The 21944-nt window shown below is 69.9% G+C and carries 25 protein-coding genes; 11 read left to right on the top strand and 14 right to left on the bottom strand.

The window, feature by feature from the left end; genetic code table 11:
* Window positions 1-2: 2 nt before the first annotated feature.
* The 4 genes from SALPAC6_RS29715 to SALPAC6_RS0115695 form a co-directional block, all read right to left on the bottom strand.
* Entirely contained in the window at window positions 3-161 is a 159-nt protein-coding gene (locus SALPAC6_RS29715; RefSeq protein WP_018218449.1) for a hypothetical protein, read from the bottom strand.
* Window positions 162-487: 326 nt separating this feature from the next.
* Complete coding sequence (locus SALPAC6_RS0115685) at window positions 488-1111, bottom strand: TrmH family RNA methyltransferase (RefSeq protein WP_018254338.1); 624 nt, start codon at window positions 1109-1111, stop codon at window positions 488-490.
* Between the two features lie 35 nt (window positions 1112-1146).
* Complete coding sequence (locus SALPAC6_RS0115690; RefSeq protein ID WP_033666688.1) at window positions 1147-1662, bottom strand: hypothetical protein; 516 nt, start codon at window positions 1660-1662, stop codon at window positions 1147-1149.
* Between the two features lie 115 nt (window positions 1663-1777).
* Window positions 1778-2293 carry a MaoC family dehydratase gene (locus tag SALPAC6_RS0115695; protein ID WP_018254340.1) on the bottom strand — a complete coding sequence of 172 codons (516 nt, stop codon included), beginning with the start codon at window positions 2291-2293 and terminating at the stop codon, window positions 1778-1780.
* A gap of 555 nt (window positions 2294-2848) precedes the next feature.
* Here SALPAC6_RS0115695 and trxA point away from each other — a divergent pair.
* From trxA to SALPAC6_RS0115710, 3 genes are all read left to right on the top strand, one after another.
* Window positions 2849-3211 (top strand): thioredoxin, encoded by a 363-nt coding sequence (gene trxA / locus SALPAC6_RS0115700; RefSeq protein WP_018254341.1) that lies wholly within the window; start codon window positions 2849-2851, stop codon window positions 3209-3211.
* Between the two features lie 62 nt (window positions 3212-3273).
* Window positions 3274-4311 carry an Rv2578c family radical SAM protein gene (locus SALPAC6_RS0115705; protein ID WP_018254342.1) on the top strand — a complete coding sequence of 346 codons (1038 nt, stop codon included), beginning with the start codon at window positions 3274-3276 and terminating at the stop codon, window positions 4309-4311.
* Between the two features lie 121 nt (window positions 4312-4432).
* On the top strand, window positions 4433-4840 hold the full coding sequence (locus tag SALPAC6_RS0115710; RefSeq protein ID WP_018254343.1) for a CoA-binding protein: 408 nt from the start codon (window positions 4433-4435) through the stop codon (window positions 4838-4840).
* 8 nt (window positions 4841-4848) lie between these two features.
* Here SALPAC6_RS0115710 and SALPAC6_RS0115715 read toward each other — a convergent pair whose 3' ends face one another.
* The gene (locus SALPAC6_RS0115715) at window positions 4849-6045 is read right to left on the bottom strand and encodes an acyl-CoA dehydrogenase family protein (RefSeq protein WP_018254344.1); all 1197 of its coding nucleotides are present in this window, start codon (window positions 6043-6045) and stop codon (window positions 4849-4851) included.
* A gap of 162 nt (window positions 6046-6207) precedes the next feature.
* Here SALPAC6_RS0115715 and SALPAC6_RS0115720 point away from each other — a divergent pair, with 162 nt between their 5' ends.
* Complete coding sequence (locus SALPAC6_RS0115720; RefSeq protein ID WP_026189724.1) at window positions 6208-6747, top strand: DUF4190 domain-containing protein; 540 nt, start codon at window positions 6208-6210, stop codon at window positions 6745-6747.
* Between the two features lie 88 nt (window positions 6748-6835).
* On the opposite strand, the gene SALPAC6_RS0115725 is transcribed toward SALPAC6_RS0115720, so the two are convergent.
* Window positions 6836-7735: an SDR family NAD(P)-dependent oxidoreductase gene (locus tag SALPAC6_RS0115725; RefSeq protein ID WP_026189725.1), complete on the bottom strand. Its 900-nt coding sequence runs from the start codon at window positions 7733-7735 to the stop codon at window positions 6836-6838.
* A 122-nt stretch (window positions 7736-7857) separates the two neighbouring features.
* Between SALPAC6_RS0115725 and SALPAC6_RS0115730 the strand changes: the two genes are divergently transcribed.
* Window positions 7858-8379 (top strand): DUF4190 domain-containing protein, encoded by a 522-nt coding sequence (locus SALPAC6_RS0115730; protein WP_018254347.1) that lies wholly within the window; start codon window positions 7858-7860, stop codon window positions 8377-8379.
* Here the strand turns inward: SALPAC6_RS0115730 and SALPAC6_RS0115735 are convergent, their stop codons facing one another.
* Window positions 8380-9336, bottom strand: a complete 957-nt coding sequence (locus SALPAC6_RS0115735) for an HpcH/HpaI aldolase/citrate lyase family protein (protein WP_018254348.1) — start codon at window positions 9334-9336, stop codon at window positions 8380-8382.
* Window positions 9337-9487: 151 nt separating this feature from the next.
* Between SALPAC6_RS0115735 and SALPAC6_RS0115740 the strand changes: the two genes are divergently transcribed.
* The gene (locus tag SALPAC6_RS0115740; protein WP_018254349.1) at window positions 9488-10342 is read left to right on the top strand and encodes an SDR family NAD(P)-dependent oxidoreductase; all 855 of its coding nucleotides are present in this window, start codon (window positions 9488-9490) and stop codon (window positions 10340-10342) included.
* Here SALPAC6_RS0115740 and SALPAC6_RS0115745 read toward each other — a convergent pair.
* Window positions 10330-11241, bottom strand: coding sequence for a DMT family transporter (locus tag SALPAC6_RS0115745; protein WP_018254350.1), 912 nt, complete (start codon window positions 11239-11241; stop codon window positions 10330-10332). The two genes, SALPAC6_RS0115740 and SALPAC6_RS0115745, sit on opposite strands and share 13 nt — an antisense overlap.
* Before the next feature lie 98 nt (window positions 11242-11339).
* On the opposite strand from SALPAC6_RS0115745, the gene SALPAC6_RS26105 reads away from it, so the two are divergent.
* Window positions 11340-12098, top strand: a complete 759-nt coding sequence (locus SALPAC6_RS26105) for an HAD family hydrolase (protein WP_018254351.1) — start codon at window positions 11340-11342, stop codon at window positions 12096-12098.
* A 2-nt stretch (window positions 12099-12100) separates the two neighbouring features.
* Here SALPAC6_RS26105 and SALPAC6_RS0115755 read toward each other — a convergent pair whose 3' ends face one another.
* Window positions 12101-12610: a hypothetical protein gene (locus SALPAC6_RS0115755; protein WP_018254352.1), complete on the bottom strand. Its 510-nt coding sequence runs from the start codon at window positions 12608-12610 to the stop codon at window positions 12101-12103.
* 60 nt (window positions 12611-12670) lie between these two features.
* On the bottom strand, window positions 12671-13540 hold the full coding sequence (locus SALPAC6_RS0115760) for a PhzF family phenazine biosynthesis protein (protein WP_018254353.1): 870 nt from the start codon (window positions 13538-13540) through the stop codon (window positions 12671-12673).
* Window positions 13541-13573: 33 nt separating this feature from the next.
* Here SALPAC6_RS0115760 and SALPAC6_RS0115765 point away from each other — a divergent pair, with 33 nt between their 5' ends.
* From SALPAC6_RS0115765 to SALPAC6_RS0115775, 3 genes are read left to right on the top strand one after another with little or no spacing between them, the layout of a single operon-like run.
* A complete protein-coding gene (locus SALPAC6_RS0115765) occupies window positions 13574-14860 on the top strand; it encodes a magnesium transporter MgtE N-terminal domain-containing protein (protein WP_018254354.1) in 1287 nt (428 codons plus the stop codon).
* Entirely contained in the window at window positions 14853-15458 is a 606-nt protein-coding gene (locus SALPAC6_RS0115770) for a DUF1003 domain-containing protein (protein ID WP_018254355.1), read from the top strand. The genes SALPAC6_RS0115765 and SALPAC6_RS0115770 overlap by 8 nt, the downstream gene beginning before the upstream one ends.
* Window positions 15459-15515: 57 nt before the next feature.
* Window positions 15516-16664: an Mrp/NBP35 family ATP-binding protein gene (locus SALPAC6_RS0115775; RefSeq protein WP_018254356.1), complete on the top strand. Its 1149-nt coding sequence runs from the start codon at window positions 15516-15518 to the stop codon at window positions 16662-16664.
* 82 nt (window positions 16665-16746) lie between these two features.
* On the opposite strand, the gene SALPAC6_RS0115780 is transcribed toward SALPAC6_RS0115775, so the two are convergent.
* The 3 genes from SALPAC6_RS0115780 to SALPAC6_RS0115790 all read right to left on the bottom strand — a co-directional run bounded on the left by SALPAC6_RS0115780 (window position 16747) and on the right by SALPAC6_RS0115790 (window position 19343).
* Window positions 16747-17508: a tyrosine-protein phosphatase gene (locus SALPAC6_RS0115780; RefSeq protein ID WP_018254357.1), complete on the bottom strand. Its 762-nt coding sequence runs from the start codon at window positions 17506-17508 to the stop codon at window positions 16747-16749.
* Window positions 17509-17557: 49 nt separating this feature from the next.
* Window positions 17558-17986 (bottom strand): Sec-independent protein translocase family protein, encoded by a 429-nt coding sequence (locus SALPAC6_RS0115785; RefSeq protein ID WP_018254358.1) that lies wholly within the window; start codon window positions 17984-17986, stop codon window positions 17558-17560.
* A gap of 73 nt (window positions 17987-18059) precedes the next feature.
* Complete coding sequence (locus SALPAC6_RS0115790) at window positions 18060-19343, bottom strand: S1C family serine protease (protein WP_080636071.1); 1284 nt, start codon at window positions 19341-19343, stop codon at window positions 18060-18062.
* A 328-nt stretch (window positions 19344-19671) separates the two neighbouring features.
* Between SALPAC6_RS0115790 and SALPAC6_RS0115795 the strand changes: the two genes are divergently transcribed.
* On the top strand, window positions 19672-20259 hold the full coding sequence (locus SALPAC6_RS0115795; protein WP_018254360.1) for an O-methyltransferase: 588 nt from the start codon (window positions 19672-19674) through the stop codon (window positions 20257-20259).
* Window positions 20260-20348: 89 nt separating this feature from the next.
* Here the strand turns inward: SALPAC6_RS0115795 and SALPAC6_RS0115800 are convergent, their stop codons facing one another.
* Window positions 20349-21821: a leucyl aminopeptidase family protein gene (locus SALPAC6_RS0115800; protein WP_018254361.1), complete on the bottom strand. Its 1473-nt coding sequence runs from the start codon at window positions 21819-21821 to the stop codon at window positions 20349-20351.
* Between the last annotated feature and the right edge of the window lie 123 nt (window positions 21822-21944).

A 21944-nucleotide genomic window follows, 5' to 3' on the forward strand; every position in this document is an offset into this window, starting at 1 on the left:
GGCTAGGCGACGATGTTGGTGACGAACTCGCCAAACCCCTGGGCGATGTCCACAAGGCCGCCGCCGAGCGACTTGAAGACGTCCGCCGCGGAGTTCGGCCGGTAGGCCACGAAAAAGATCAGGAATGCGATACCGGCCCAGGTGAGGACCTTCTTGACCATGACGGGCCATCCTCTCGCGCGGGCGCCGGGTCCGATTACCGCAGCGACACTCAGAGTATCAGCGTGATGTCGTACAGTTATTTCACTGTGTCCGTTCTCCGACATTCCGGGGGACCTGTCAAGCCCTCCGGCCGGTCCGGAGCTGGTGCGCCATGCCTGAGCCCGGGCGCGTCCACTTCGAGAGGTTGCGCTGAACAACCCACCGAGCAACGACCCGCACTCGCCGGCCAGGCTATCGCATGCGGCCACAATCCCCGAGCTTCACCGGCCGACGCGCTTCGATCCGTTGGTGATCTCACACCACACAGTGGAGGGATTGCCCCACCTCAGGCCGGCGTTGGCCCGCCGTAGGACCGGATCCAGGCGTGCATGGCGATACCACTGGCCACGCCGGCGTTGATCGAACGGGTCGAGCCGTACTGGGCGATCGAGAAGAGCTGGTCGCAGGCGGCCCGAGCGGGTTCGGACAGACCCGGGCCCTCCTGGCCAAAGAGCAGCACGCACCGCCGGGGCAGCGTGGCCGTCTCCAGCGGTCGACAACCCGGCAGATTGTCGATGCCCACCACCGAAAGCCCGGCACCCGTCGCCCAGGCGACGAAGCCCTCGATCGTCTCGTGGTGCCGCACATGTTGGTAACGGTCGGTCACCATCGCGCCGCGTCGATTCCACCGGCGGCGGCCGACAATATGGACCTCGGCGGCGAGGAAGGCGTTGGCGTTGCGGACCACGGTGCCGATGTTCAGATCGTGCTGCCAGTTCTCGATCGCCACATGAAAGTCGTGCCGCCGCTGGTCCAGGTCTGCGATGACGGCCTCCTGCCGCCAGTAGCGGTACCGGTCAACAACGTTGCGTCGGTCACCGTGCTCCAGCAGGTCAGGGTCGTAGCGCGGATCGTCCGGCGGGGCGCCCTGCCACGGCCCCACCCCGACCTCAAACTGCTCACCGGTCACGGGTCCTAGAGGGTACGGCCAACCGGGTGCGCCACTCAGCCCAGCCCCAGGGCATCCCCGAGTCGATCGAGGAATTGGCGGTCGCTGCGGGCAACCGGCCCGCCCTGACTCGACCCGGCTCGGCAGACCCGGGCGGCGACCGACTGCACCCACTGTCGGTAGGCGGCCGAGTCGGCCGGATCCGCTCGCCGCTCGAGCAGCCGGGCCGCCGCACGGGCGACGGCGAGCAGTTCGGTGGTGTCGGCCAGTGGCCCACCCGGCGCGCTCGACGCACCGTCGTGCCGGGCATAGATCGTGGCCACCACCGCGCGAACCAGGTCACTGTCGGAGGACCGGCCGGCGGCGACGGCGTCGAGGCCGGCCAGCCCGGCGGCGACCTCCCGCACCGGCGCCTGGATGACGGTAACGACGACGGTCCAGCTGGGCAGGCTGGAGAGCAGGTCCCACTCCGCGGCGGAGTAGGGCAGATCGGTCAGCGGTACGGCATGGCGACCAGCGACGGGCGGCTCGCCGGCGAGGGAGTGGCTCATAGGAACCTCCGGCGCCAGCATAAGCCCCGATTACCAAGAAAAGACCAGCAAACGGGGAGTGCCGGATAAATCCGCAATAGCGCGAAGGGTGGGGCCACGCCGGAAGCCTTCCGGAACCTCCGGCGCGGCAACGCCGTCAGCGCGGCGTGGGGAAGCTCGGCCGCTCCAGATCCACCCCGTCGGCGGCCGTGGCCTCGGCGTACGCCTTCTTCGGCACCATGACCTTGCGCCGGAACACACACACCAGGATGCCGTCCTGGTTGTAGCCGCGGGTCTCGACGGCCACCACACCGCGGTCCGGCTTCGAGGAGGACTCCCGCTTGTCCAGGACCGTGGTCTCGCCATAGATCGTGTCGCCGTGGAACGTCGGGGCGACGTGACGCAGAGATTCGACCTCCAGGTTGGCGATCGCCTTGCCGCTGACATCGGGCACCGACATGCCGAGCAGCAGTGAGTAGACGTAGTTGCCGACCACGACGTTGCGGGTGAACTGACTCGCGGTCTCGGCGTAGTGCGCATCCAGGTGGAGCGGGTGGTGGTTCATCGTGAGCAGGCAGAAGAGATGGTCGTCGTACTCCGTGACCGTCTTGCCCGGCCAGTGCCGGTAGACCGCGTCCACCTCGAATTCCTCGTAGTAGCGGCCGAACTGCATCCTGATCCCCCTTCGACGGGCGGTGATGAGTTCGGCACAGCATGCCCTACCGATGGTTAAGGCGAACCGGGGGACAACGCTGGTCGGGAAAAGTCACACCAGCGCCACCCGAGGCCGGACGCAATGAGCGGCGGGGCCCTCCCCGGCACCCGCCGCCCACGCTCTGATGCGACAGATTCTGCCGCACCACGACACAGTCCAACAGAGACGGGGATCACAGTTTTCTTTTTGTTACATTACTCAGCGTAACTCACATCCCTCCTGCAAGTGACCACGGTAAATCCGATAGCTCCATGTCAAGGCTCAAGTTACCGACCCGTAGGCGCAGTGTCACCAAGGTCGGTTGAGAGCGCTCCCACTACCCCTGGTAACGCAAATGCGACATGCACTTGCGTATTGCAGCACCCACCCGTAACCCATGAACATCGATGAGCTCAACCCCCTCCGTAACCGAACCAGCGACGGCGGCGTTTCGGCCATCGGGGCCCGGGAATTCCACGCGGCACGCCCTGGTTCGACCAGAGGTAGTTGTTCCACGCGATCGGAGAGATTGAGATGGCAACCGTTGAGCTGACCACGGCGAACTTCGACGAGTTGACCGGCGGCGACGGAATCGTGCTGGTGGACTTCTGGGCCGACTGGTGCGGCCCCTGCAAGCGGTTCGCCCCGGTGTACGAGCGCTCCTCGGAGAAGCACCCAGACATCGTCTTCGGCAAGGTCGACACCGAGGCACAGCAGGAGCTGGGCGCAAAGTTCGACATCCGCTCCATCCCAACGATCATGGCGATCCGCGACGGCGTCATCGTCTTCGCCCAGCCCGGCGCGCTACCGGAGGCGGCCCTCGAGAACCTGATCGAACAGGTCGAGGCGCTGGACATGGACGACGTCCGCAAGAAGCTCGCCGAGCACCCCCACTGACCTACCCGGCGGCACACCCACAGCGCTTGCCACCGTTTCGTACTTGTGTTCGAATACCAGCCATGCGCTGGGACAGCCTCGCCGCCGATTCGAGCACGACCGGCCTCGACGGGTCAGCGCCAGCGACGCCACCCCTGCCGCTGGCGCTGACCGGCGCCAGCGCCCGCAGCTTCCCCACGCCCGACTTCGCCGGCATGACCTTCTATGAAATCCAGGCAAAGTCGATCATCAACCGGGTCCCGAGCACCGCCCGGGTCCCCTTCGAGTGGACCATCAACCCATATCGGGGTTGCAGTCACGCGTGCGTGTACTGCTTCGCCCGCAACACGCACAGCTACCTCGGACTCGACGCCGGTGCCGACTTCGACCGACGAGTGATCGTCAAAACCAATGCTGGCGAGGTACTCCGCCGAGAACTGGCAGCACCCAGCTGGCGGGGCGCGCCGATCGCCATGGGCACCAACGTGGATTGCTACCAACGAGCCGAGGGACGCTACCGGCTCCTACCGGAGATCATCAACGCGCTACGGGATTTCGCCAACCCCTTCTCGATCCTCACCAAGGGCACCCTCATCCTGCGTGACCTTCCCCTGCTCCGCCAGGCCGCCCAGGTGACCCAGGTCAGCCTGGCCTGCTCGCTGGGCTTCGTGGACGAACGCCTCTGGCGAGCGGTCGAGCCGGGCACGCCGAGCCCAGGTCGCCGGCTACACGTGGTCCGCCAGCTCACCGAGGCCGGCTTCGCCGTCGAGGTGCTGATGGCACCGATCCTGCCCGGCCTCAGCGACGACGACGAGTCCATCGAGGCGACCGTGGCGGCGATCGCCGCCGCCGGGGCGACCGGTGTGACCCCGATCGCGCTACACCTGCGGGCCGGCGCTCGGGACTGGTATGCCCGGTGGCTCGGTCGCGCCTATCCGCACCTGGTCCCCCGCTACCGTGAGCTGTACGGGGGCGGCGCGTACTCTCCGCAGTCGTACCAGCGGGAGCTGACCGCCCGGGTCCGGATCGCGGCCCGGCGGCACGGCCTACATCCCGGCGCTCCCCGGGACGCCCCGCGACCCCCCGGCCGGCCGCACGCTGAGCAGCTCAGTCTGCTCTAGCCGCCCCACCGGGTTCCTCGGCCCACCCTGCCAGCCCCCTCGGCCAGCACTGCCGGTGGTACCGCATCGGCGCACCCGTGCTCCGGCAGTCCGCCACGAGCAGCGGCGTTAGAGTCGATGGATGCGCACGCCCCAGCAGATCCTCGCCGACGCCGCCGTCATCGCCGTTGTCGGCGCGTCCCGTGACCAGCGAAAGCCCGCCCACACCGTGCCGCTACAGCTACACCAGCACGGCTGGCGGATCATCCCGATCAACCCTGCCGTGGACGAGTTGTTCGGCGAGCGCGCCTACCCGTCCCTCGCCGACCTCCCGCACCCAGTCGACCTGGTGGACGTGTTCCGCCCGGCCGATGATGCGGTGGAGGTCGTCCGCTCGGCCGTCGCGATCGGCGCACCGGCGGTCTGGCTGCAACTCGGCATCGTCTCCCCGACGGCCCGGCGGATCGCCACCGACGCTGGCATCGACTACGTCGAGGACCGCTGCCTCGCCGTCGAACGCGCCGCCGCCGGCCTGAGCCGCCGAGACTGACCAGGACGTCAGAGCCGGTACTCCCGGAGCAGACCACGGGAGATGATGGTCTTCTGGATCTCCGAGGTGCCCTCACCGATGAGCAGGAACGGGGCCTCCCGCATCAGGCGCTCGATCTCGTACTCCTTGGAGTAGCCGTAGCCACCGTGGATACGGAATGCCTCCTGGACCACCTCGGCGCAATACTCGGAGGCGAGCAGCTTGGCCATGCCGGCCTCGACATCGTTTCGCTGACCAGCGTCCTTGAGCCGGGCGGCGTTGACCATCAACGCATGCGCGGCCTCGATCTTCGTCCCCATCTCGGCCAGCTTGAACGCGATGGCCTGATGTGTGGCGAGCGGCTGGCCGAAGGTACGGCGCTGCTGCGCGTACGCGGCGGCCAGCTCGAAGGCACGGATGGAGATGCCGCAGGCACGGGCCGCCACGTTCACCCGGCCCACCTCGATTCCGTCCATCATCTGGTAGAAGCCGCGACCGACCTGTTCTGCTCCGCCGAGCACCGCGGACTCGGGGACGGTCACACCGTCGAGCACCATCTCGGTGGTCTCGACCCCCTTGTAGCCCATCTTGTCGATCTTCCCTGGGATGGTGAGGCCCGGAGCGGTCTCACCAAAGCCCGGCTCCTTCTCCAGCAGGAAGGTGCTCATGTTCCCGTACACCGAATCGGCGCCGGTGTCGGTCTTGACCAAGGTGGCAACCACCGATGCGTACGCCCCGTTGGTCAGCCACATCTTCTGGCCGTTCAGGACGTAATCCGCACCGTCCCGGACCGCCCGTGAGGTGATCGCCGAGACGTCGGAGCCGCACTCCGGCTCGGACATCGAGAAGGCCCCGCGTACCTCGCCGGTCGCCATCTTCGGCAGTAGCCGAGCCCGCTGGTCGACCGAGCCGTGCTGAGAGATCAGGTACGCCACGATGAAGTGGGTGTTGACGATGCCGGAGATCGACATCCAGCCCCGGGACAGCTCCTCGACCACCAACGCGTAGGTCAGCAGGGACTCCCCCAGGCCGCCGTACTCCTCGCCGATGGTCAGGCCGAACAGCCCCATCTCGCGCATCCCGTCCAGGATGTCGGCCGGGTACTCGTCGGCGTGCTCCAACCGCTGGGCGTGCGGGATGATCTCCTTGTTCGCGAACTCCCGGACGGTTTCCAGAATCGACTGTTGCACGTCGGTCAGGCCGGGTGTCTGGGCGAGTCGAGCCATATCCGCCTCCGGGTCGGTGCGCTACTCGGGGGGAACTAGTGCCCGGCTAGTATCGGCGGCACGAGCGCTGCCGCCAAGGTGACCAGTCCTCGAACCGCTGTGAAAAGTTTCACCAGCCGGGGTAGCGTCCGGCCACAGGGAGCTCGGCAGGAGGAAAAAGTCGTGAGCCAGCCACCGTCGCCCGGTCCACCGGATCCCGACCGGCCCGTGTCCCCGTGGGAACAGCCCAACGCCGGCCCAGAGCCGTCCCCCTCGTACGAAACCGGCCCGAACCAGCCGCTGGAGCACGGTACCGCGCAGGGCAGCCAGCCCCAGTCGGGGCAGCAACAGTGGGAACAGCAGCAACACTGGGGGCAGCAGCCACAGTGGGAACAGCAGCAACACTGGGGGCAGCAGCCACAGTGGGAACAGCAGCAACACTGGGGGCAGCAGCCGCACCATCTCTATGCCCCTCCCCAAAGCCCGCCGACGAACATCCTGGCCGTTCTCTCCCTGGTCTTCGCCTTCGTATTCGCACCTGCTGGCATCGTCCTCGGCCATGTGGCCCGCCGCCAGCTACGCACCAGTGGCGAGTCCGGTGGCCAACTCGCCACTGTGGGCCTGGTCCTGAGCTACATCTTCACCGTGCTCGGCCTGCTGGCCTGCTGCGGATTAGTGTTTGTGGCCAGCGCCCCCATCCCCGGCAGCCCCGACGGGTACTGAGTCGGGACGCCTCACGGTCCCCGGAGGCGTGGGCGGGCCCCTCGGTGCCGACCTGCGGCCCCGCCCACCTCGGCCCGAGAGTCGCCGGTCAGCGGAACTGCGCCTCGCGCACGCTGTTGCCGCCGTCCACCACCAGCATCTGGCCGGTGATGTAGGAGGCAGCCGGCGAGCAGAGGAACGCGATGGACGCCGCCACCTCGTCCGGCGTACCCGGACGACCGACCGGCGTGCCCAGTCCTTGTTTGAGCTCGGCCATCGTTGACGCGGCGGTGTGGATGGTCCCCGGGGCCACCGCGTTGACGGTCACCCCGTCCGCAATCATCTCCATCGCCAACGCCCGGGTCAGCCCGACGACGCCAGCCTTGGCCGCCGCGTAGGCGGCCTCGGTCGGCAAGGCGTTGACCGGCCCCGCGGTCGCCGCCAAGCTCACGATCCGGCCCCAACCCCGCTCGGCCATCCCGCCGATGAACGCGCGGCTACACAGGAAGGCGGTGGTGAGGTTGCGATCGATCTCACCGTGCCACTCCTCGTAGCTGAGCTGGGCGACCGGCCGCAGTACCTCCGGACTCGCCCGACTCGCCAAGCCGGCATTGTTGACCAGCACCTCAACGTCACCGAGTTGCTCGGTGACCGCATCCGCCAAGGCACCGACCTCCGACTCGTCGGTCAGGTCAGCCACAAATCCGGTGACCCCCAACTCGGCGGCGCGCTCGTGGATGCGACGAGTCGTGGAGACGATGGCGACCCGCGCGCCCAGGTCGGCGAGGCGACGCGCGGTCGCGTAGCCGATGCCGTCCGGGCTGCCGGCTCCGGTCACCAACGCCACCCTTCCGTCGAGCCGCATGGTGACCAGCTCCGGCAGGGGCACGTGCTCGTCCTGCCCGCTCTGCCCAACCGGGTCACCGCCCGTCGCTCGGCTACGGCGGGCCGCGCCGCGGCGACTCGCGTCTCGTCTCGGTCGGCTACCGGCTCTCGCGTCAATCGCCATGCCAGAATCCTGCCCGTTTGCCCCGGGCCGATCAACGCGGCGCGGTGGCGGTTTCCCCGAATTTCCTTCGGCTGACTACCCTGACAACTCACCAACACCCTGTGGGAGAGCAGACCAAGGCCATGACCTATCCCCCCTCCGCCGGCGACTGGCAGGACCCTGCTCGACCGCTTACCGGAGTGCCGGACGACAGTCCACAGCACGCCAATCCGGGGCAGCAACCCATTCCTTCCGCCCCGACGAGCAGCCAACCCGGGCCCGGCCAGCCCACCGGGGGCGTTCTCTACCCTCCAACCGGCCCGTACCCGGGCGCCTACCCGGCGGGCGGCTACCCGCAGCCGACGTACCCGGGCTACGGGTACCCGCAGCCGAAGACGAACGGTCTGGCCACCGTCGCCCTGGTGTTGTCACTGGTCGGTATCGTGTTCTGCCTCACCGCGCCGGCTGGCGCGATCCTCGGCCACGTCGCCCAGAAGCAGATCCGGGAAACCGGCGAGGGCGGCGACGGTGTGGCGAAGGCCGCGATCATCAGCGGCTGGATCCTGACCGGCCTGGCAGCACTCGTCGCCGTCTTCTACGTGGTGGTGTTCGTCGTGATGGTGTTCGTCCTTGTCGCCGCTGCCGAAACCACGAGCACCGTCTGACTACTGCGCCGCCGGGGTGAAGGAAGAGGTACGAACCAGCCCGGCCGCTCGGCCCTTCGCCGCGATCACCAACGCCATCTTGCGCGACGCCTCGTCAATCATCTCGTCGCCGAGCATCACCGCGCCGAGCTTCCCCCCGGCCTCCGAGGTGTAGTGCTGGTAGGCGTCGAGAATCAGCTCGGCGTGGTCGTAGTCGTCCTGGGCCGGCGAGTAGACCTCGTTTGCGGCCTCCAGCTGGCCCGGGTGCAGCACCCACTTCCCGTCGAAGCCGAGCGCGGCGGACCGCTTGGCCACGTCGCGGAACCCGTCAACATCCCGGATCTGCAGGAATGGGCCGTCGATCGCCTGCTTGTCATGCATCCGGGCAGCCATCAGGATGCGCATCAGAATGTAGTGGTAGGGATCGCCCGGATAGTCCGGAATCAGCGCCCCGACCGTCAACGACCTCATGTTGATCGAGGCCATGAAGTCGGCGGGGCCAAAGATGATGGTCTCCACCCGGGGCGACGCCGCGGCGATCACGTCAACGTTCACCAGGCCGGCCGCGTTCTCGATCTGCGCCTCGATACCGATCCGCCCGACCTCGAGGCCGAGTGTCTTCTCCACCTGGGTGAGGGTGAGATCCAGCCACTGCACCTGGCCGGCGTCCTGCACCTTCGGCAGCATGATGCAGTCCAGGTTGGCACCGGCGCCCTCGACAACATCGATAACGTCCCGGTACGTCCAGGGAGTGGTCAGGTCGTTCACCCGGACCACCCGGGTCTTGCCGGTCCAGTCGCCCTCGTTGAGGGCGGCGACGATGTTCTTCCGCGCGTCCGGCTTAGCGAGCGGGGCGACCGCGTCCTCAAGATCGAGGAAGACCTGATCGGCGGGGAGGCCCTGCGCCTTACCCAACATCTTGACGCTGGAACCCGGTACCGCGAGGCAGGACCGACGGGGGCGACCGACTGCGGTCATGTATGCGCTCCTTCCAGCATCCGGCGACAGGCCGGCGCCACCTCAACATGCAGACGATGTGGACTTGACGATCCAAACAGGCGGCGTATCGATCCCAGAGTACGTGGGGAGGCCACGGTAACCTCGTGCCGTGACTGCGGTGAACGGACCTGTGGAAGATCTCACTGGGCGTCGGCTGACAGTGGTGACCGGAGCCAGCTCCGGCATCGGCCTCGCCGCCGCAATCGAGCTGGCCTGCCGCGGCGACCAGGTGGTACTGGTCGGGCGTGACTCGGCCCGCCTCCACGCCGCCGCCGAGCAGGTCCGGGACGCCGCCGGCGAGCTGCCGGAGGTGTTCCGCGCGGACTTTGCCGTCCTCGACGATGTCCGTGCCCTGGCGGCGCGGCTGCGCGCCGCGTACGACCGGATCGATGTGCTGGCCAACAACGCCGGGGCGATCGTGCTCGAGCCGACCACCACCGTTGATGGCTACGAGCTGTCGATTCAGACCAACCATCTCGCGCCGTTCCTGTTGACCAACCTCCTGCGGGATCGACTCGGCCGGGTCGTGGTGACCGCGTCCGCCGCCCACCGCAGCGGGTCGCTGGACCCGAACGACCTCAACCAGCCGCTGCACCGGTACCGCGCGATGAGCGTCTACGGCACCAGCAAACAGGCAAACATCCTGTTCACCACGGAGGCAGCCCGACGCTGGCGGGACCTGCCGACGTACTGCTTCCACCCGGGCGTGGTGCGGACCCGGTTCGGCGGCGGCAGCCGGCTGATCACCTTCGCCATGCGCCTGTTGCCGGCCCGCAGCGCAGAAAAGGGGGCCGAGACCCTGGTCTGGCTCGCCAACCAGGCCCCAGAACGGCTCCACAGCGGCGGGTACTACCAGGATCTACGGCTCCGCCAACCAGCCCGGAAGGCAACTGATCCGCAGTTGGCCGCTCAGCTCTGGGAAGCCAGCGCAAAGGCGGTCGGCATCGACGGTAGCCCGGAATCCGGGACGGGTCACGCGGGCTGACTCCGGGTGCTGCTGTGGATCACCACCGCGACGCCCACCAGAAGCAACGCCAGGCCCGGCAACGCTGACGGCTGCGGCAGCTGGCCCAGCCAGACCCAGCCGATCAGCGCCGCACCCGGTGCCTCCAACAAGATCAGCATACTGACCGTGGTGGCCGAGACCCGACGCAGCGCGTAGGTGAACATCGAATGACCAAGCAGCTGGGCACCGGCCACCAGGGCCAGCACCGCGAGCCAGGTACGGATGTCGAAGCCGGACAACCGCACCCCACCGATCCAGCAGACCACCAGCAGGACCAGAGCGCAGACGCCGTAGCAGACGGTGGTGTACGTGGTGGTGCTGACCGTTCGCCGGGCCTGCTCACCCAGGGCCGTGTAGACCGCGGCGAACATTCCGCCGAGAATCGCGAGTAGATCACCGAGGAACGCCGGATCGGAGAGCGCGAAGTCGGCTCCGGTGGCCAGTGCCGCGCCGGCGACCGCCACGCCGATGCCGGCCCACACCGCCCTCGGCAGTCGCCGACCCTGGGCCTGCGCGATCAGCCCCTGCCATACCGGTTGGGTGGCGACCAGCGCGGTGGCCGCCGCCACCGTGGTGAGCTTGGCGCTCGGCATCCAGGTGGCGAAGTGCGCGGCGAGCGCGACACCGGAGAGAACACAGTACCGGCCGGCGCGTCGTCCGGCCGGAGCGGCCAACGCCCGCAGCTCTGCCCGCCGAAAGAGCAGGGTGGCCGGACTGAGCACCGCGGTCGAGAGCAGGTTGCGCCAGAAGGCTACTGCCAGGGCCGGTGCGGCAGCGAAAGCCACCAGCGGCGCGGAGGACGACACGGCGAGCACCGCGAGGGCGAGCGCGCCGACGGTCAGCGGCTCCGGCGGCAGCCGGTAGGGCAGGGCGGGCACGAGGAGCAATAGTCACACGTATCCGAAGCCGGCTCGATCAGCCTTCGACTACGATCGTCCGCGACTCACCGCCAACCCCTCACCGCCGAAAGGCCCCCATGCCCCGGTTCCAGGCGGTGCTCTTCGACTTCTTCGGCACGCTGACCTGCGCCGTGCAGCGCGGCAGCGCCCACCGTACGACGGCCGAGCTGCTCGGTTGCCCGCCGGAGGTGCTCGTCAACGTCCTCAACCGCACCTACTACCAGCGCGCCACCGGCGCCCTGGGCACCGCCGAGGCGACCCTGCGCTGGGTCTGTGCGCAGGCCGGGGTTCGACCCTCAACCGAGGCGCTCCGGTCGGCGGTGATCGCCCGATTCCGCGCCATCCGCGCCGACACCCGCCTTCGCACCGAGGCAGTACCCACCCTCGCCGCGCTGCGCCAGCGCGGGCTCCGGATCGGGTTGGTCAGTGACTGCACCCATGAACTGCCCGCCCTCCTACCGCAGTTGCCGATCGATCCGCTCCTGGATGTCCGAGTCCTCTCGGTCCAGTTCGGGCGCTGCAAGCCCGACCCGGAGCTGTACCGGGCTGCCTGCCGGCACCTGGGCCTGACGCCCGCCACCTGCCTGTACGTGGGGGACGGAGGGAGCCAGGAACTAACCGGGGCGGAACGGGCCGGGCTGCACGCGGTACGCCTGGCGGCCCCGGACCTCGCTGGCCATCTGACCTTCAACCCGGACACCGGCTGGACCGGACCGGAGCTGACCTCGCTGGCCGACGTGGTTGACCTGATCGACCGGGCCGACGCCGACTCCGGGTCGCCGGGGGCGACCGGACCCGCCGCACACCGGCAGCCGGCGGAGGTCAGTATCGGCTGAGGTCAGCGCCGTCGCACGCGGTGCAGCCGGAGCGGCTTACGAGCCGCCCGAACCACCGCCGCCGGGCGGGGTGGCTGGGCCAGCGAAGCGGTGGGAAGTGCCGGGCCGGCCAGCGGATCGCCGGCGGGAACGAGGCGGTTGAGCGCGCAGCCGACGGTCGCCCAGCGGGCCACGAGGTCGGCAGCCGAACCTGGTGCGTTCAGCCGCTTCGCCGCAACCAGCGGCGCGCTGGTCTCCCAGTCTTCGGTGTCGGGCAGCAGCCGGGTCACTTCCGCCGGCCAGGTGACGATCCGGCCGCCGTGATCGCCCCGCAGCGTGACCTCCGCCCGCCTCGCATCGGCGAGCCCGGGAGCGGTCTGCTCGCCCGGCCCGCTGACCACGAGGAGCCCGCCCGCCTGGGGCACACACCAGAGCGCGGATGCCGGGCCGTCGGCGACACCGACCCAGGCGATGGCCGCCTTCTTCAGCGCCTCGTCAACCAGCAGGTTGCTGCGTCGTACCGCGTCACTCACTCCCGCATCCTCCCGCACCCCACCGCCGGTCCGCACCCCCACGGTCGGGGTGGATGCGGCTCAGCCGACGAACGGCGGGATCACGATCTCGCCCCGGGCCACCGGCGCCACCCCGCCGGTGACGGTAGCGCCGAGGGCAGCCCCGTCGGCCGCGGTAACCGTGCAGGCCAGCGCGGATGGTCGGTTGATCTCGCTGCCCTGGCGAACGGCGTAACCGGTTCGGCCCACGCCAGGCAGCCACCCACTGGCCACCAACCACACCCCCAGCCCCAGTGCGGCCGACCCGGTCGCCGGATCCTCCGGCACGCCCAGCCCGGGGACGAAGACCCGGGTGTGCGCGGTCCGCGACTCGGCATCCCAGGAGAAGACAACGATACGCTCCACTCCGCACCGCCGGGCTACCACCGGATTCAGCCGGGCGCGTGGCACCGCGTGCGGATGGACCGGTAGGTACGGGAATTCCCGGCCGCAGCCGGCCACCCGGGGCGCCGGCCCGGCCTGGTCAACCCCGGTGAGGCCGACCAGCTCCAGCAGCGGCCCCGGATCCAGTTCGGGGCCGAGCGTCGGCGTACCTCCGGTCAGCGTCGCGCCGGTCGCGGTAACCTCGATCGGTAGCACACCGGCGCCGCACTCCTGCCGCACCCAGCCGGCGGCGAAGAGACCACGCCGGCTGGCGGTGACCGCCGCGCCGACACTCGGGTGGCCGGCGAACGGCAACTCGTCAACCGGGGTGAAGATCCGCGCTCGATAGGTGGCGTCGGCCCGGGTGGGTGGGAGCACGAACACCGTCTCGGAGAGGTGGAACTCCAGTGCGAGCGCCTGCATCTGCTCCGTGGCCAACCCGTCGGCCCCGAACACCACCGCCAAGGGGTTACCGGCAAAGGGGCGATCGGTGAAGACGTCCACGATCTCGTAGGCCAGGGTCGACATGCTGATAGACAATAGGCACTTAGGCTGGTTTCCGTGAGTACGCCGACCCGGGTCTACATCGCCCGGCTCGCTGGCGTCGCCGTCTACGACCCCAACGGTGACCAGGTGGGCCGGGTACGCGACGCGGTAGCTCGGCTACGGGCCACGAAGCACCCGCCGGAGGTGGTCGGGCTGGTCGCCGAGATGCCGATGCGGCGGCGGATCTTCCTCTCGATCAACCGGATCACCTCGATCGACTCGGGCGCTGTGGTCCTCGGCACCGGTACCCTCAACCTGCGCCGTTTCGAGAAGCGCCCGAACGAGCTGCTCGTCCTCCAGGAGCTGCTCGACCGGCGGGTGCAGATCCACCCGGACGGGTTGGCCGGGGTCGTGGTGGATGTCGCGATGGAGGCGACTCGCGACGAGTGGACGTTGACCCGGGTCGCCGTCCGCGAGCACACCGGCCGACTCACCCGCCGCGGCAACCTGCGCCAGATCGAGTGGGACCGGGTCCGCGGGTTGAGCGGGATCGCCGACAACCGGGGTACCGCCAACCTGCTGGCGGTCCTGGAGGAGATGCGCCCCGCGGACCTGGCGAACGCCCTGCAGGACCTGCCCGACAAACGGCGCAACGAGATCGCCGCCGCCTTCGACGACGAACGGCTCGCCAACGTCCTCAGCGAGTTGCCGGAGCACGACCAGGTGGAGGTCCTGGCCGCACTGGACCGAGAGCGGGCCGCGGACGTGCTGGAGCAGATGGACCCGGACGACGCCGCCGACCTGCTCGGCGCGCTACCGCCACCGGAGCAGGATGTCCTGCTCGACCTGATGGAGCCGGACGAGGCCGATCCCGTACGCCAACTCCTCAAGTACACGCCGGGCACGGCCGGCTCGGTGATGACCTCCGAGCCGGTGATTCTGCCCCCGGATGCCACGGTGGCCGAGGCACTGGCCCGAATCCGCGAACCCCAGCTCTCCCCCGCGGTGGCCGCCCAGGTCTTCGTCACCCGGGCGCCGATGACCACACCGACCGGCCGCTACCTCGGAATCGTGCACTTCCAACGGCTGCTGCGGGAACCCCCGGCCGACCTGTTGGGCGGGGTGGTGGTCAACGACATCGACCCGCTGCGGCCGGTCACCCCGCTACCTGAGATCACCCGCCGGATGGCCACCTACGACCTGGTCGCCATGCCGGTGATCGACCGCAGCAGCCGCCTGGTGGGCGCGGTCACCGTGGACGACGTACTGGATCAGCTGCTGCCTCGGGACTGGCGGGACCGGGACGCGCGGCCGCCCGCCCCGGTCGTCACCGCCGAGTCGTCGGACGCAGCGGATGGTTGAGCGGCGGCGGCCGGAGCGGTTGGACCAGCCACGCGAGGTCCGGCGCGTCCAGCTGCCCCGGTTCGACCCGGAGGCATTCGGCAGATGGTCGGAGGCGATCGCCCGGAGGATGGGCACCGCCCACTTCATCGTCTACATGACGGTGGTGATCGCCGCCTGGTTCAGCTGGAACACGCTCGCCCCCGCGCACCTTCGGTTCGACCCGTACACCTTCACGTTTCTGACCCTGATGTTGTCGTTGCAGGCGAGCTACGCGGCGCCGCTGATCCTGCTCGCCCAGAACCGCCAGGCGGACCGGGACCGGCTGGCGCTGGAGGAGGACCGGCGTCGGGCGACCGCCCAGAAGGCCGACACCGAGTACCTGGCCCGGGAGATCGCCGCGCTCCGGAACGCGATGGGTGAGGTCGCCACCCGCGACTTCCTCCGCTCCGAGTTGGCCCGGCTCGCCGAGGAGCTGGATGACGCCGCCCAACGCCGGCTACGCCGGCAACACCGGGCCCCGGGGTGGCCGGTCGACGGGGACGGGCTCGACGAACCCCGGGATGAGGTGGAGACTGACGCGGCCGGCGACGGCCGCACCGGTGCCGGCAACAGGTGATCGCCGCCGCTGCCACCCAGGGCGGCGCCACATCGTGGCCGACGTAGCATTGCCGTCATGTCTGCACCCGCCAACACCGTCTCCGACGCGATTCAGGCCGCCCTGGCCACTGTCAACGACCCGGAGATCCGCCGTCCCATCACGGAGTTGGGCATGGTCCGCTCCGCGGCGATCGGCGACGACGGTGTGGTTCAGGTTGAGCTGCTGCTTACCGTCGCCGGCTGCCCGCTGAAGGAGAAGCTGCGCTCGGACATCACGGCCGCCGTGGGCGCGGTGCCGGGGGTGACGGGGGTGGAGATCGAATTCGGCGTGATGAGCCCCGAGCAGCGCAAGGAGCTCCAGACCACGCTACGCGGCGGCGGCACCGACGAGGAGCCGGTGATTCCGTTCGCCCAGCCCGGCTCCCGCACCCGGGTGTACGCGGTGGCCAGCGGCAAGGGCGGGGTCGGCAAGTCCAGCGTGACGGTCAACCTGGCGGCAGCGCTGGCCGCCCGGGGGCTCTCCGTCGGGGTGGTCGACGCGGACATCTACGGCCACTCGGTGCCGCGGATGCTCGGGGCCGAAGGGCGTCCCACCCGCGTCGAAGACATGATCATGCCGCCCGAGTCGCACGGCGTGAAGGTCATCTCAATCGGGATGTTCACCCCGGGCAATGCCGCCGTGGTGTGGCGCGGCCCGATGCTGCACCGGGCACTACAGCAGTTCCTCGCCGACGTGTACTGGGGCGACCTGGACGTGCTCCTGCTCGATCTGCCCCCGGGCACCGGTGACGTGGCGATCTCGCTGGCCCAGCTGCTGCCCAACGCCGAGATCCTGGTGGTCACCACGCCGCAGACCGCTGCCGCCGAGGTGGCGGAGCGGGCCGGCGCGATCGCGTTGCAGACCCACCAGCGGGTGGTCGGTGTCATCGAGAACATGTCGTGGCTGGAGCTGCCGGACGGCACCCGGATGGAGGTCTTCGGGGCCGGCGGCGGCCAATCGGTTGCCGATTCGCTGACGAAGGCCATCGGCGCGCAGGTGCCGCTGCTTGGTCAGATCCCGCTCGACACCCGGGTCCGCGAGGCCGGCGACGAGGGCAACCCGGTCGTGCTCGCCGAGCCGACCTCCCCCGCCGCCGCGGCGCTGGGCCAGGTCGCCGACCGGCTCGCGGTACGACGCGAGTCGCTGCTCGGCAAACCGCTGGGCCTCAAGCCGGCCGGCAACTAGCGCAACCCGGTCGAGCCGCTCTCCCCGAGACCTCTTTCTGGACCGGCGGTCAGCCGATCAGGTGGGGTGCTGGACCCGCCGGTCAGCCGGTCAGTCGGGCTCGCAGGTTGCTGACCTCGGCTGCGGTCAGGCCGTTCTCGAGGAGGTAGCCGGGCATCGTCAGGGCGGCGACCGTCGAACTCAGCGATGTCTCGATGGTGATGTTCCGAGTCGCCAGGAACTCGGTCACCTTGACGAGTTGGTCGGGAGCGCCGAGCTCGGCGTAGCGCTGCCGCATCCGCTCGTAGGAGAGCAGGTAGTCCGCGATGATCTCCTCCGGCGTCGCCTCCGCCAAGGTCAGCAACACCAGCGCGAGCAGCCCGGTCCGGTCCTTACCGCCGGAGCAGTGAAACAGCACGCAGCCCGACGCGGCGGTGCTGATCGCCCGGACGGCGGCTATCACCCGCTCCGACTGCTCGGCCAGCATCGCCGGGTAGTACAGCGGTGACGCCAGGTTATCGATCTTCTCCCAGTGCGCATAGAAGGGTGTGCCAACCGGTTCGAGCGGCACCTGCACCGTCGTGATCCCCGCTGGTCTGGGCGCGCTGTCCTGCCCGTACTCGTCGGCGTTACGCAGATCGACGACCGTGCGAACCCCGTAGGCCCAGGCGGCCGCCCACCCCGTCGCGCTCAGGCGGTTCGGCTCCTCCATCCGGACCACCGCACCCGGCCGCACCCGCCCGAGCCCGCCCAGATCCCGAACGTTGACACACCCGTCCCAGGAGAGCTCCCTGGCCTGCGCCACCGTCGTGTCGTCGCCGTCGGCACCGACGAGCGACGTCGATCCACAGTCGGTGTCAGTCATGCCCCGGCATGGTAGTTCGGCCGCGCAATCAGGCCCGGCCAGGCATCAGTCAGGTCGCGTCGTCGTAGCTGATCCGAGGAGTGGGCGCGGGCGAGGCACCGCCGGTCGCCTGGACCGGACGGCTAGCTGGGCGGCTTGCCGGGTCAACGGCGGTGGCGACATCCTTCAGCTCCTCGTGCACGCTGGTGACATCGGCCCGCAGGTTGTCGTAGACCCCCTGCAACGGCTTCCGAATCGCCGCCTCATCCTCCTCGCTGAGCAGGTGCTTGCGAACGAACGCCTTCGGATGTAGGTCCTGGAGCTGGATGTCGGTGCCCAGTTCCCGACTCAGGTCGGTGGTGGCGTTGGTCGCCATCCGGCGCAGGTTACGCACCATCCGCAGACCGTCACCGATGACCGCGGGCAGCCGATCACCGAAGATCAGCAGCGCCAGGAGCAGCAGCGCACCGATCTCCCACCAGTTCAGGTTGTCGAACACCGCACGATCCTCCCTTCGGCCTCAGCGCAAGCCTACGCACGTCACAGGCTAGCCCGGCAGGGGGCCGAGCGGCTCACTTCACATCCGCGACCAGGGTCACCGAGGCGTTTCGCCGGGACGTGCCACGCCGGTACTCCACCACCACCACGGACCCGGGTGCGAACTTACGGACCAGGGCGATCAGATCAGTCGGCTCGTTCGTCGGCAGCCCGTTGAACGTGACGATCACGTCATTCGCCCGCAGCCCGGCGCCGGCCGCCGGGCCGGACGGCGCCACCGAGACCAACCGCACCCCCACCCCGGCACCCACACCCGCGCCGCCCACCTGGGCGCCGATCACCGTACGACGGGCCTTGCCGGTGCCGATGATGTCCTGGGTGATCCGCTTGGCCTGGTTGATCGGAATCGCGAAGGCGAGCCCGATGTTGCCGGCCTCCTGCCCCTCGGCGACCAGCGACTTGATCGTGGAGTTGACCCCGATCACCCGCCCGGCACCGTCCACGAGGGGGCCGCCGGAGTTGCCATGGTTGACCGCCGCGTCGGTCTGGATCGCCGCGTAGTAGCGGGTGGGGCCGCCCGGCTCGCCCGCCCGCATCGTCCGGTCGAGGGCGCTGATGATGCCGGCGGTGACCGTGTTGGTCAGGGAGAGCGGCGACCCGACGGCCAACACCGGGTCGCCGACCGCGAGCGCTTCCGAATCACCGAACGCCACCGGGCGCAGCCCCTCCTTCGTGACCTTGATAACCGCGATGTCCGACTCCGGATCCTGGCCGACGAGAGTGGCCGAGGTGGAGCTCCCGTCATTGAAGATCACTGTGGCCGGCCCGGTCGCGCCCGCCACCACATGGTCGTTGGTAATCACATAGCCGTCGGTGGTGGCGATGAAGCCGGAACCCTCACTCATCCCGTCGGGGCCCGCCACCCGAACCGTGACCACGCTCGGCAGCACCCGCTCGGCCACCCCGGCGAGCGACTCCGGCCGACGCTGGGCCAGCTCCGGCGGCTGGATCGGGGCACCGCCGAGAACCGGGGCGGTACCGCCCCGGATCGCGAACGCGTAACCGAGCGCGCCCCCCAGCGCACCAGCGAGTAGTGCGGTGACCAGCGAAATGATCAGCAGGTGCCGCAGGGTGGGACGGGTCGACGAATCCGGGTCGGTGACCGGCTCCGGCTCGGTGCCGGGAACCGGTGCGGCGGGCACGACCACCGCCGCCGGTGCCAGCGGATCCCGCCACGGGTCGGCCAACGCGTCAGACCACCAGGGCGAACCCGGGCCACCCGGCGGAGGAGGGGCCGACGACGAGCCCGCCGCTGTGGCACCCGTCCCGGGCTGGCGCCAGTCCCAGCCGTCGGTCACGTCGCTGCCTCCCACTCGTCCCGGGTTCATCCGCGCCAACCACACCCGACCGGTTGCACTCGTTCGAACACCGCCTCCAGGATTGCACGGAAGCCACGGGTGGAGTCACGGTTGCCCACCGTGATCGTCGATGTCGGGACGCGCGGCTGCGCCCCGTGCACATCGCCTAGGCTCACAGTGCCCCACTCACCCCTGAAGGGCGTGTTCCGATCACGCTGCCGCAGCACCCGGAGCCCGCTCTGACCCGAACGCCGTCCGGAGGTGTCCCATCGCCACGGTCGCCAATTCCGGCTCTTCGGCCCAGGCTCTGCAACTCGCCGAGTCGTACGTGACCGAGGATCTCGTACTCCGCACCGCCCGCGCGCTCGCCCACGAGGTCGGCCTCGAGGCGGTGACCCCCGGTGCGGGTGCGGCCCTGCGGCTGCTGGCCGCCGCGGGGAACGCCCGCGCGGTGGTGGAGATCGGCACCGGCACCGGTGTCAGCGGTGTCTGGCTGCTGCGCGGCATGCGCCCCGACGGGGTGTTGACCACGATCGACGGTGAGATCGAGCACCAGCGCATCGCCCGCCGGATCTTCACCGAGGCCGGTTTCACCTCCGGCCGGAGCCGGATCATTACCGGTCGCGCGCTGGACGTGCTGCCACGCCTCGCCGACGGTGCGTACGACCTCGTGTTCGTTGACACCGAGGCGACTGGCTTCGCCGCCTGCGTGGAGGCCGCCCACCGGCTGCTCCGACCGGGCGGAGTGCTCGCCCTCAACGGCGCCCTGGCCGACGGCCGGATCGCCGACCCTGCCGCCCGGGACGTGGAGACGGTGACCACCCGAGAGACGATCAAGGCGATCCGGGAGTCTGAGCACTGGATTCCCGCCCTGCTCCCGGTCGGCCACGGGCTACTCACCGCGGTGCGCGGCTAGGCAACCGCAGGTCGGCTCCCCGGTGGGAGCTCCAGCGGAGAGCCAGAGCTCCCACCGGCAGGGCCGGCCGCCCGACCGTCCGGAGCCGGTCACGTCTCCCCGAGCGTCTCCAGCCAGCGCAGGAGCGAACGGACGCCCCAGCCGGTGGCGCCCGGCGTCAACTCCGCGTCCGCCCCTTCCGACCAGGACGGTGCCGACATGTCGACATGCACCCACCGGTCCCGCAGCTCACCGAGGAACTCGCGCAGATAGAGTGCCGCCACCACCGACCCGGCGCCCTGGGCCGGCGCGCTGAACAGATCGGCGAGGTCGCTGCGGAGGTAGTCGACGTAGTCGGTCGGCAGCGGCAACCGCCACGCCGCTTCACCGGCCGCGTCGACCGCCGCCAACAGGTCCCCGGCGAGGCGGTCGTCCTCGCTGTACAGGGCGGCGGTGCGCTTGCCCAGCGCCACCGCGTTCGCACCGGTCAGCGTGGCCAGATCGACGACCAGGTCGGGCTGGTGTTCCCGTACGGCGTAGGCGAGCGCGTCGGCGAGGACCAGCCGGCCCTCGGCGTCGGAGTTGGTGGTCTCGCTGGTCACGCCCCCGTAGTGGCGGATGATGTCACCCGGCCGGAACGCGGCGCCGCTGACCATGTTCTCGGCGAGCGGGGCGAGGGTGGTGACCCGGACCGGTAGCTGCCGCAGGGCCGCCCCCAGCGTGGCCGCCACCACCGCCGCCGCGCCGGCCATATCCTTGCGCATGAGCTTCATCCCGGCCCGGGGTTTGATCGAGATTCCCCCGGTGTCGAAGGTGATCCCCTTGCCGACCAGCACGACGTGCATCCGCGGCCCGGCCGGCCGCCAGTCCAGCTCGACGAGACGGGGACCGTTGGCGGAGCCGGTGCCCACAGCGACGATCCCGCCGAAGCCCTCGGCGGCCAGCTCATCCGGTTCCCGGACCCGCAGGTGCAGGTCGGGGATGCCGGCCGCGGCGTCGGCCACCTGCCCGGCGAACCACTCCGGGTTCTTCACCGACGAGGGCATGTTCACCAGGTCGCGGGCGAGCCGGGTCATCTCCGCGGTGGTGCGGGCGCCCGCGACCACGTCGGCGTACTCCGCCGGATCTGGCGCCACCAGGTCAACCGCGGCCAGGGCGGGTGCGGCCTTGTCGGCACCGAGCCGGAACCGGTACGAGGCCAGCAGCAGCCCTTCCACCAGCCCCCGTACGGCCGCTGGGGTGGCAGCAGCCGGGAGCGGGAGCGTGACGTGCTCCGCATCGGCCGCCGCCCGGGCGAGGGCGGCCCCGGCCGTTCGCCAGGCCGCCTCGTCCCCGGCCCCGATGCCGAACGGGAACAGGCGGGCCGGCACCCGTCCGGGTCGGATCTGGTTCCAGGTCTGGCCGGCAGCACCGCCCAGTCGCGCGACCGGCAGCAGCGCGGCGAGTTCGTCGGCGACCCCATCCGGCAGGGCCGCCGTGACGGGCACCGGCTGAGCTGATGGTTCCGCCTCGACAGCGGGTTGGACGGGCAGGGCCAGGACATCGAGCCGCTCAGGCTCAGCGAGTAGACGGATGGCGAGCACGCGACGCCGTACCTTCCAGGAGAAGCCTGCGGAGCGACCTCCGCAGAACAGGAGAAAAATGCGCAAAGCGGCTACCGGGGCAGCACGTGGGGTCGGCCGACGACCGGCGGTGGCCGCCCGGCA

It is taken from the genome of Salinispora mooreana, from assembly GCF_000379065.1.
GTDB lineage: Bacteria > Actinomycetota > Actinomycetes > Mycobacteriales > Micromonosporaceae > Micromonospora > Micromonospora mooreana.

Coding starts and splice junctions, on each gene's coding strand:
- SALPAC6_RS29715 (WP_018218449.1), bottom strand. CDS start 161: ATGGTCAAGAAGGTCCTCACCTGGGCCGGTATCGCATTCCTGATCTTT.
- SALPAC6_RS0115690 (WP_033666688.1), bottom strand. CDS start 1,662: ATGCTGGCGCCGGAGGTTCCTATGAGCCACTCCCTCGCCGGCGAGCCG.
- SALPAC6_RS0115695 (WP_018254340.1), bottom strand. CDS start 2,293: ATGCAGTTCGGCCGCTACTACGAGGAATTCGAGGTGGACGCGGTCTAC.
- trxA (WP_018254341.1), top strand. CDS start 2,849: ATGGCAACCGTTGAGCTGACCACGGCGAACTTCGACGAGTTGACCGGC.
- SALPAC6_RS0115705 (WP_018254342.1), top strand. CDS start 3,274: ATGCGCTGGGACAGCCTCGCCGCCGATTCGAGCACGACCGGCCTCGAC.
- SALPAC6_RS0115710 (WP_018254343.1), top strand. CDS start 4,433: ATGCGCACGCCCCAGCAGATCCTCGCCGACGCCGCCGTCATCGCCGTT.
- SALPAC6_RS0115715 (WP_018254344.1), bottom strand. CDS start 6,045: ATGGCTCGACTCGCCCAGACACCCGGCCTGACCGACGTGCAACAGTCG.
- SALPAC6_RS0115725 (WP_026189725.1), bottom strand. CDS start 7,735: ATGGCGATTGACGCGAGAGCCGGTAGCCGACCGAGACGAGACGCGAGT.
- SALPAC6_RS0115730 (WP_018254347.1), top strand. CDS start 7,858: ATGACCTATCCCCCCTCCGCCGGCGACTGGCAGGACCCTGCTCGACCG.
- SALPAC6_RS0115735 (WP_018254348.1), bottom strand. CDS start 9,336: ATGACCGCAGTCGGTCGCCCCCGTCGGTCCTGCCTCGCGGTACCGGGT.
- SALPAC6_RS26105 (WP_018254351.1), top strand. CDS start 11,340: ATGCCCCGGTTCCAGGCGGTGCTCTTCGACTTCTTCGGCACGCTGACC.
- SALPAC6_RS0115760 (WP_018254353.1), bottom strand. CDS start 13,540: ATGTCGACCCTGGCCTACGAGATCGTGGACGTCTTCACCGATCGCCCC.
- SALPAC6_RS0115770 (WP_018254355.1), top strand. CDS start 14,853: ATGGTTGAGCGGCGGCGGCCGGAGCGGTTGGACCAGCCACGCGAGGTC.
- SALPAC6_RS0115775 (WP_018254356.1), top strand. CDS start 15,516: ATGTCTGCACCCGCCAACACCGTCTCCGACGCGATTCAGGCCGCCCTG.
- SALPAC6_RS0115780 (WP_018254357.1), bottom strand. CDS start 17,508: ATGACTGACACCGACTGTGGATCGACGTCGCTCGTCGGTGCCGACGGC.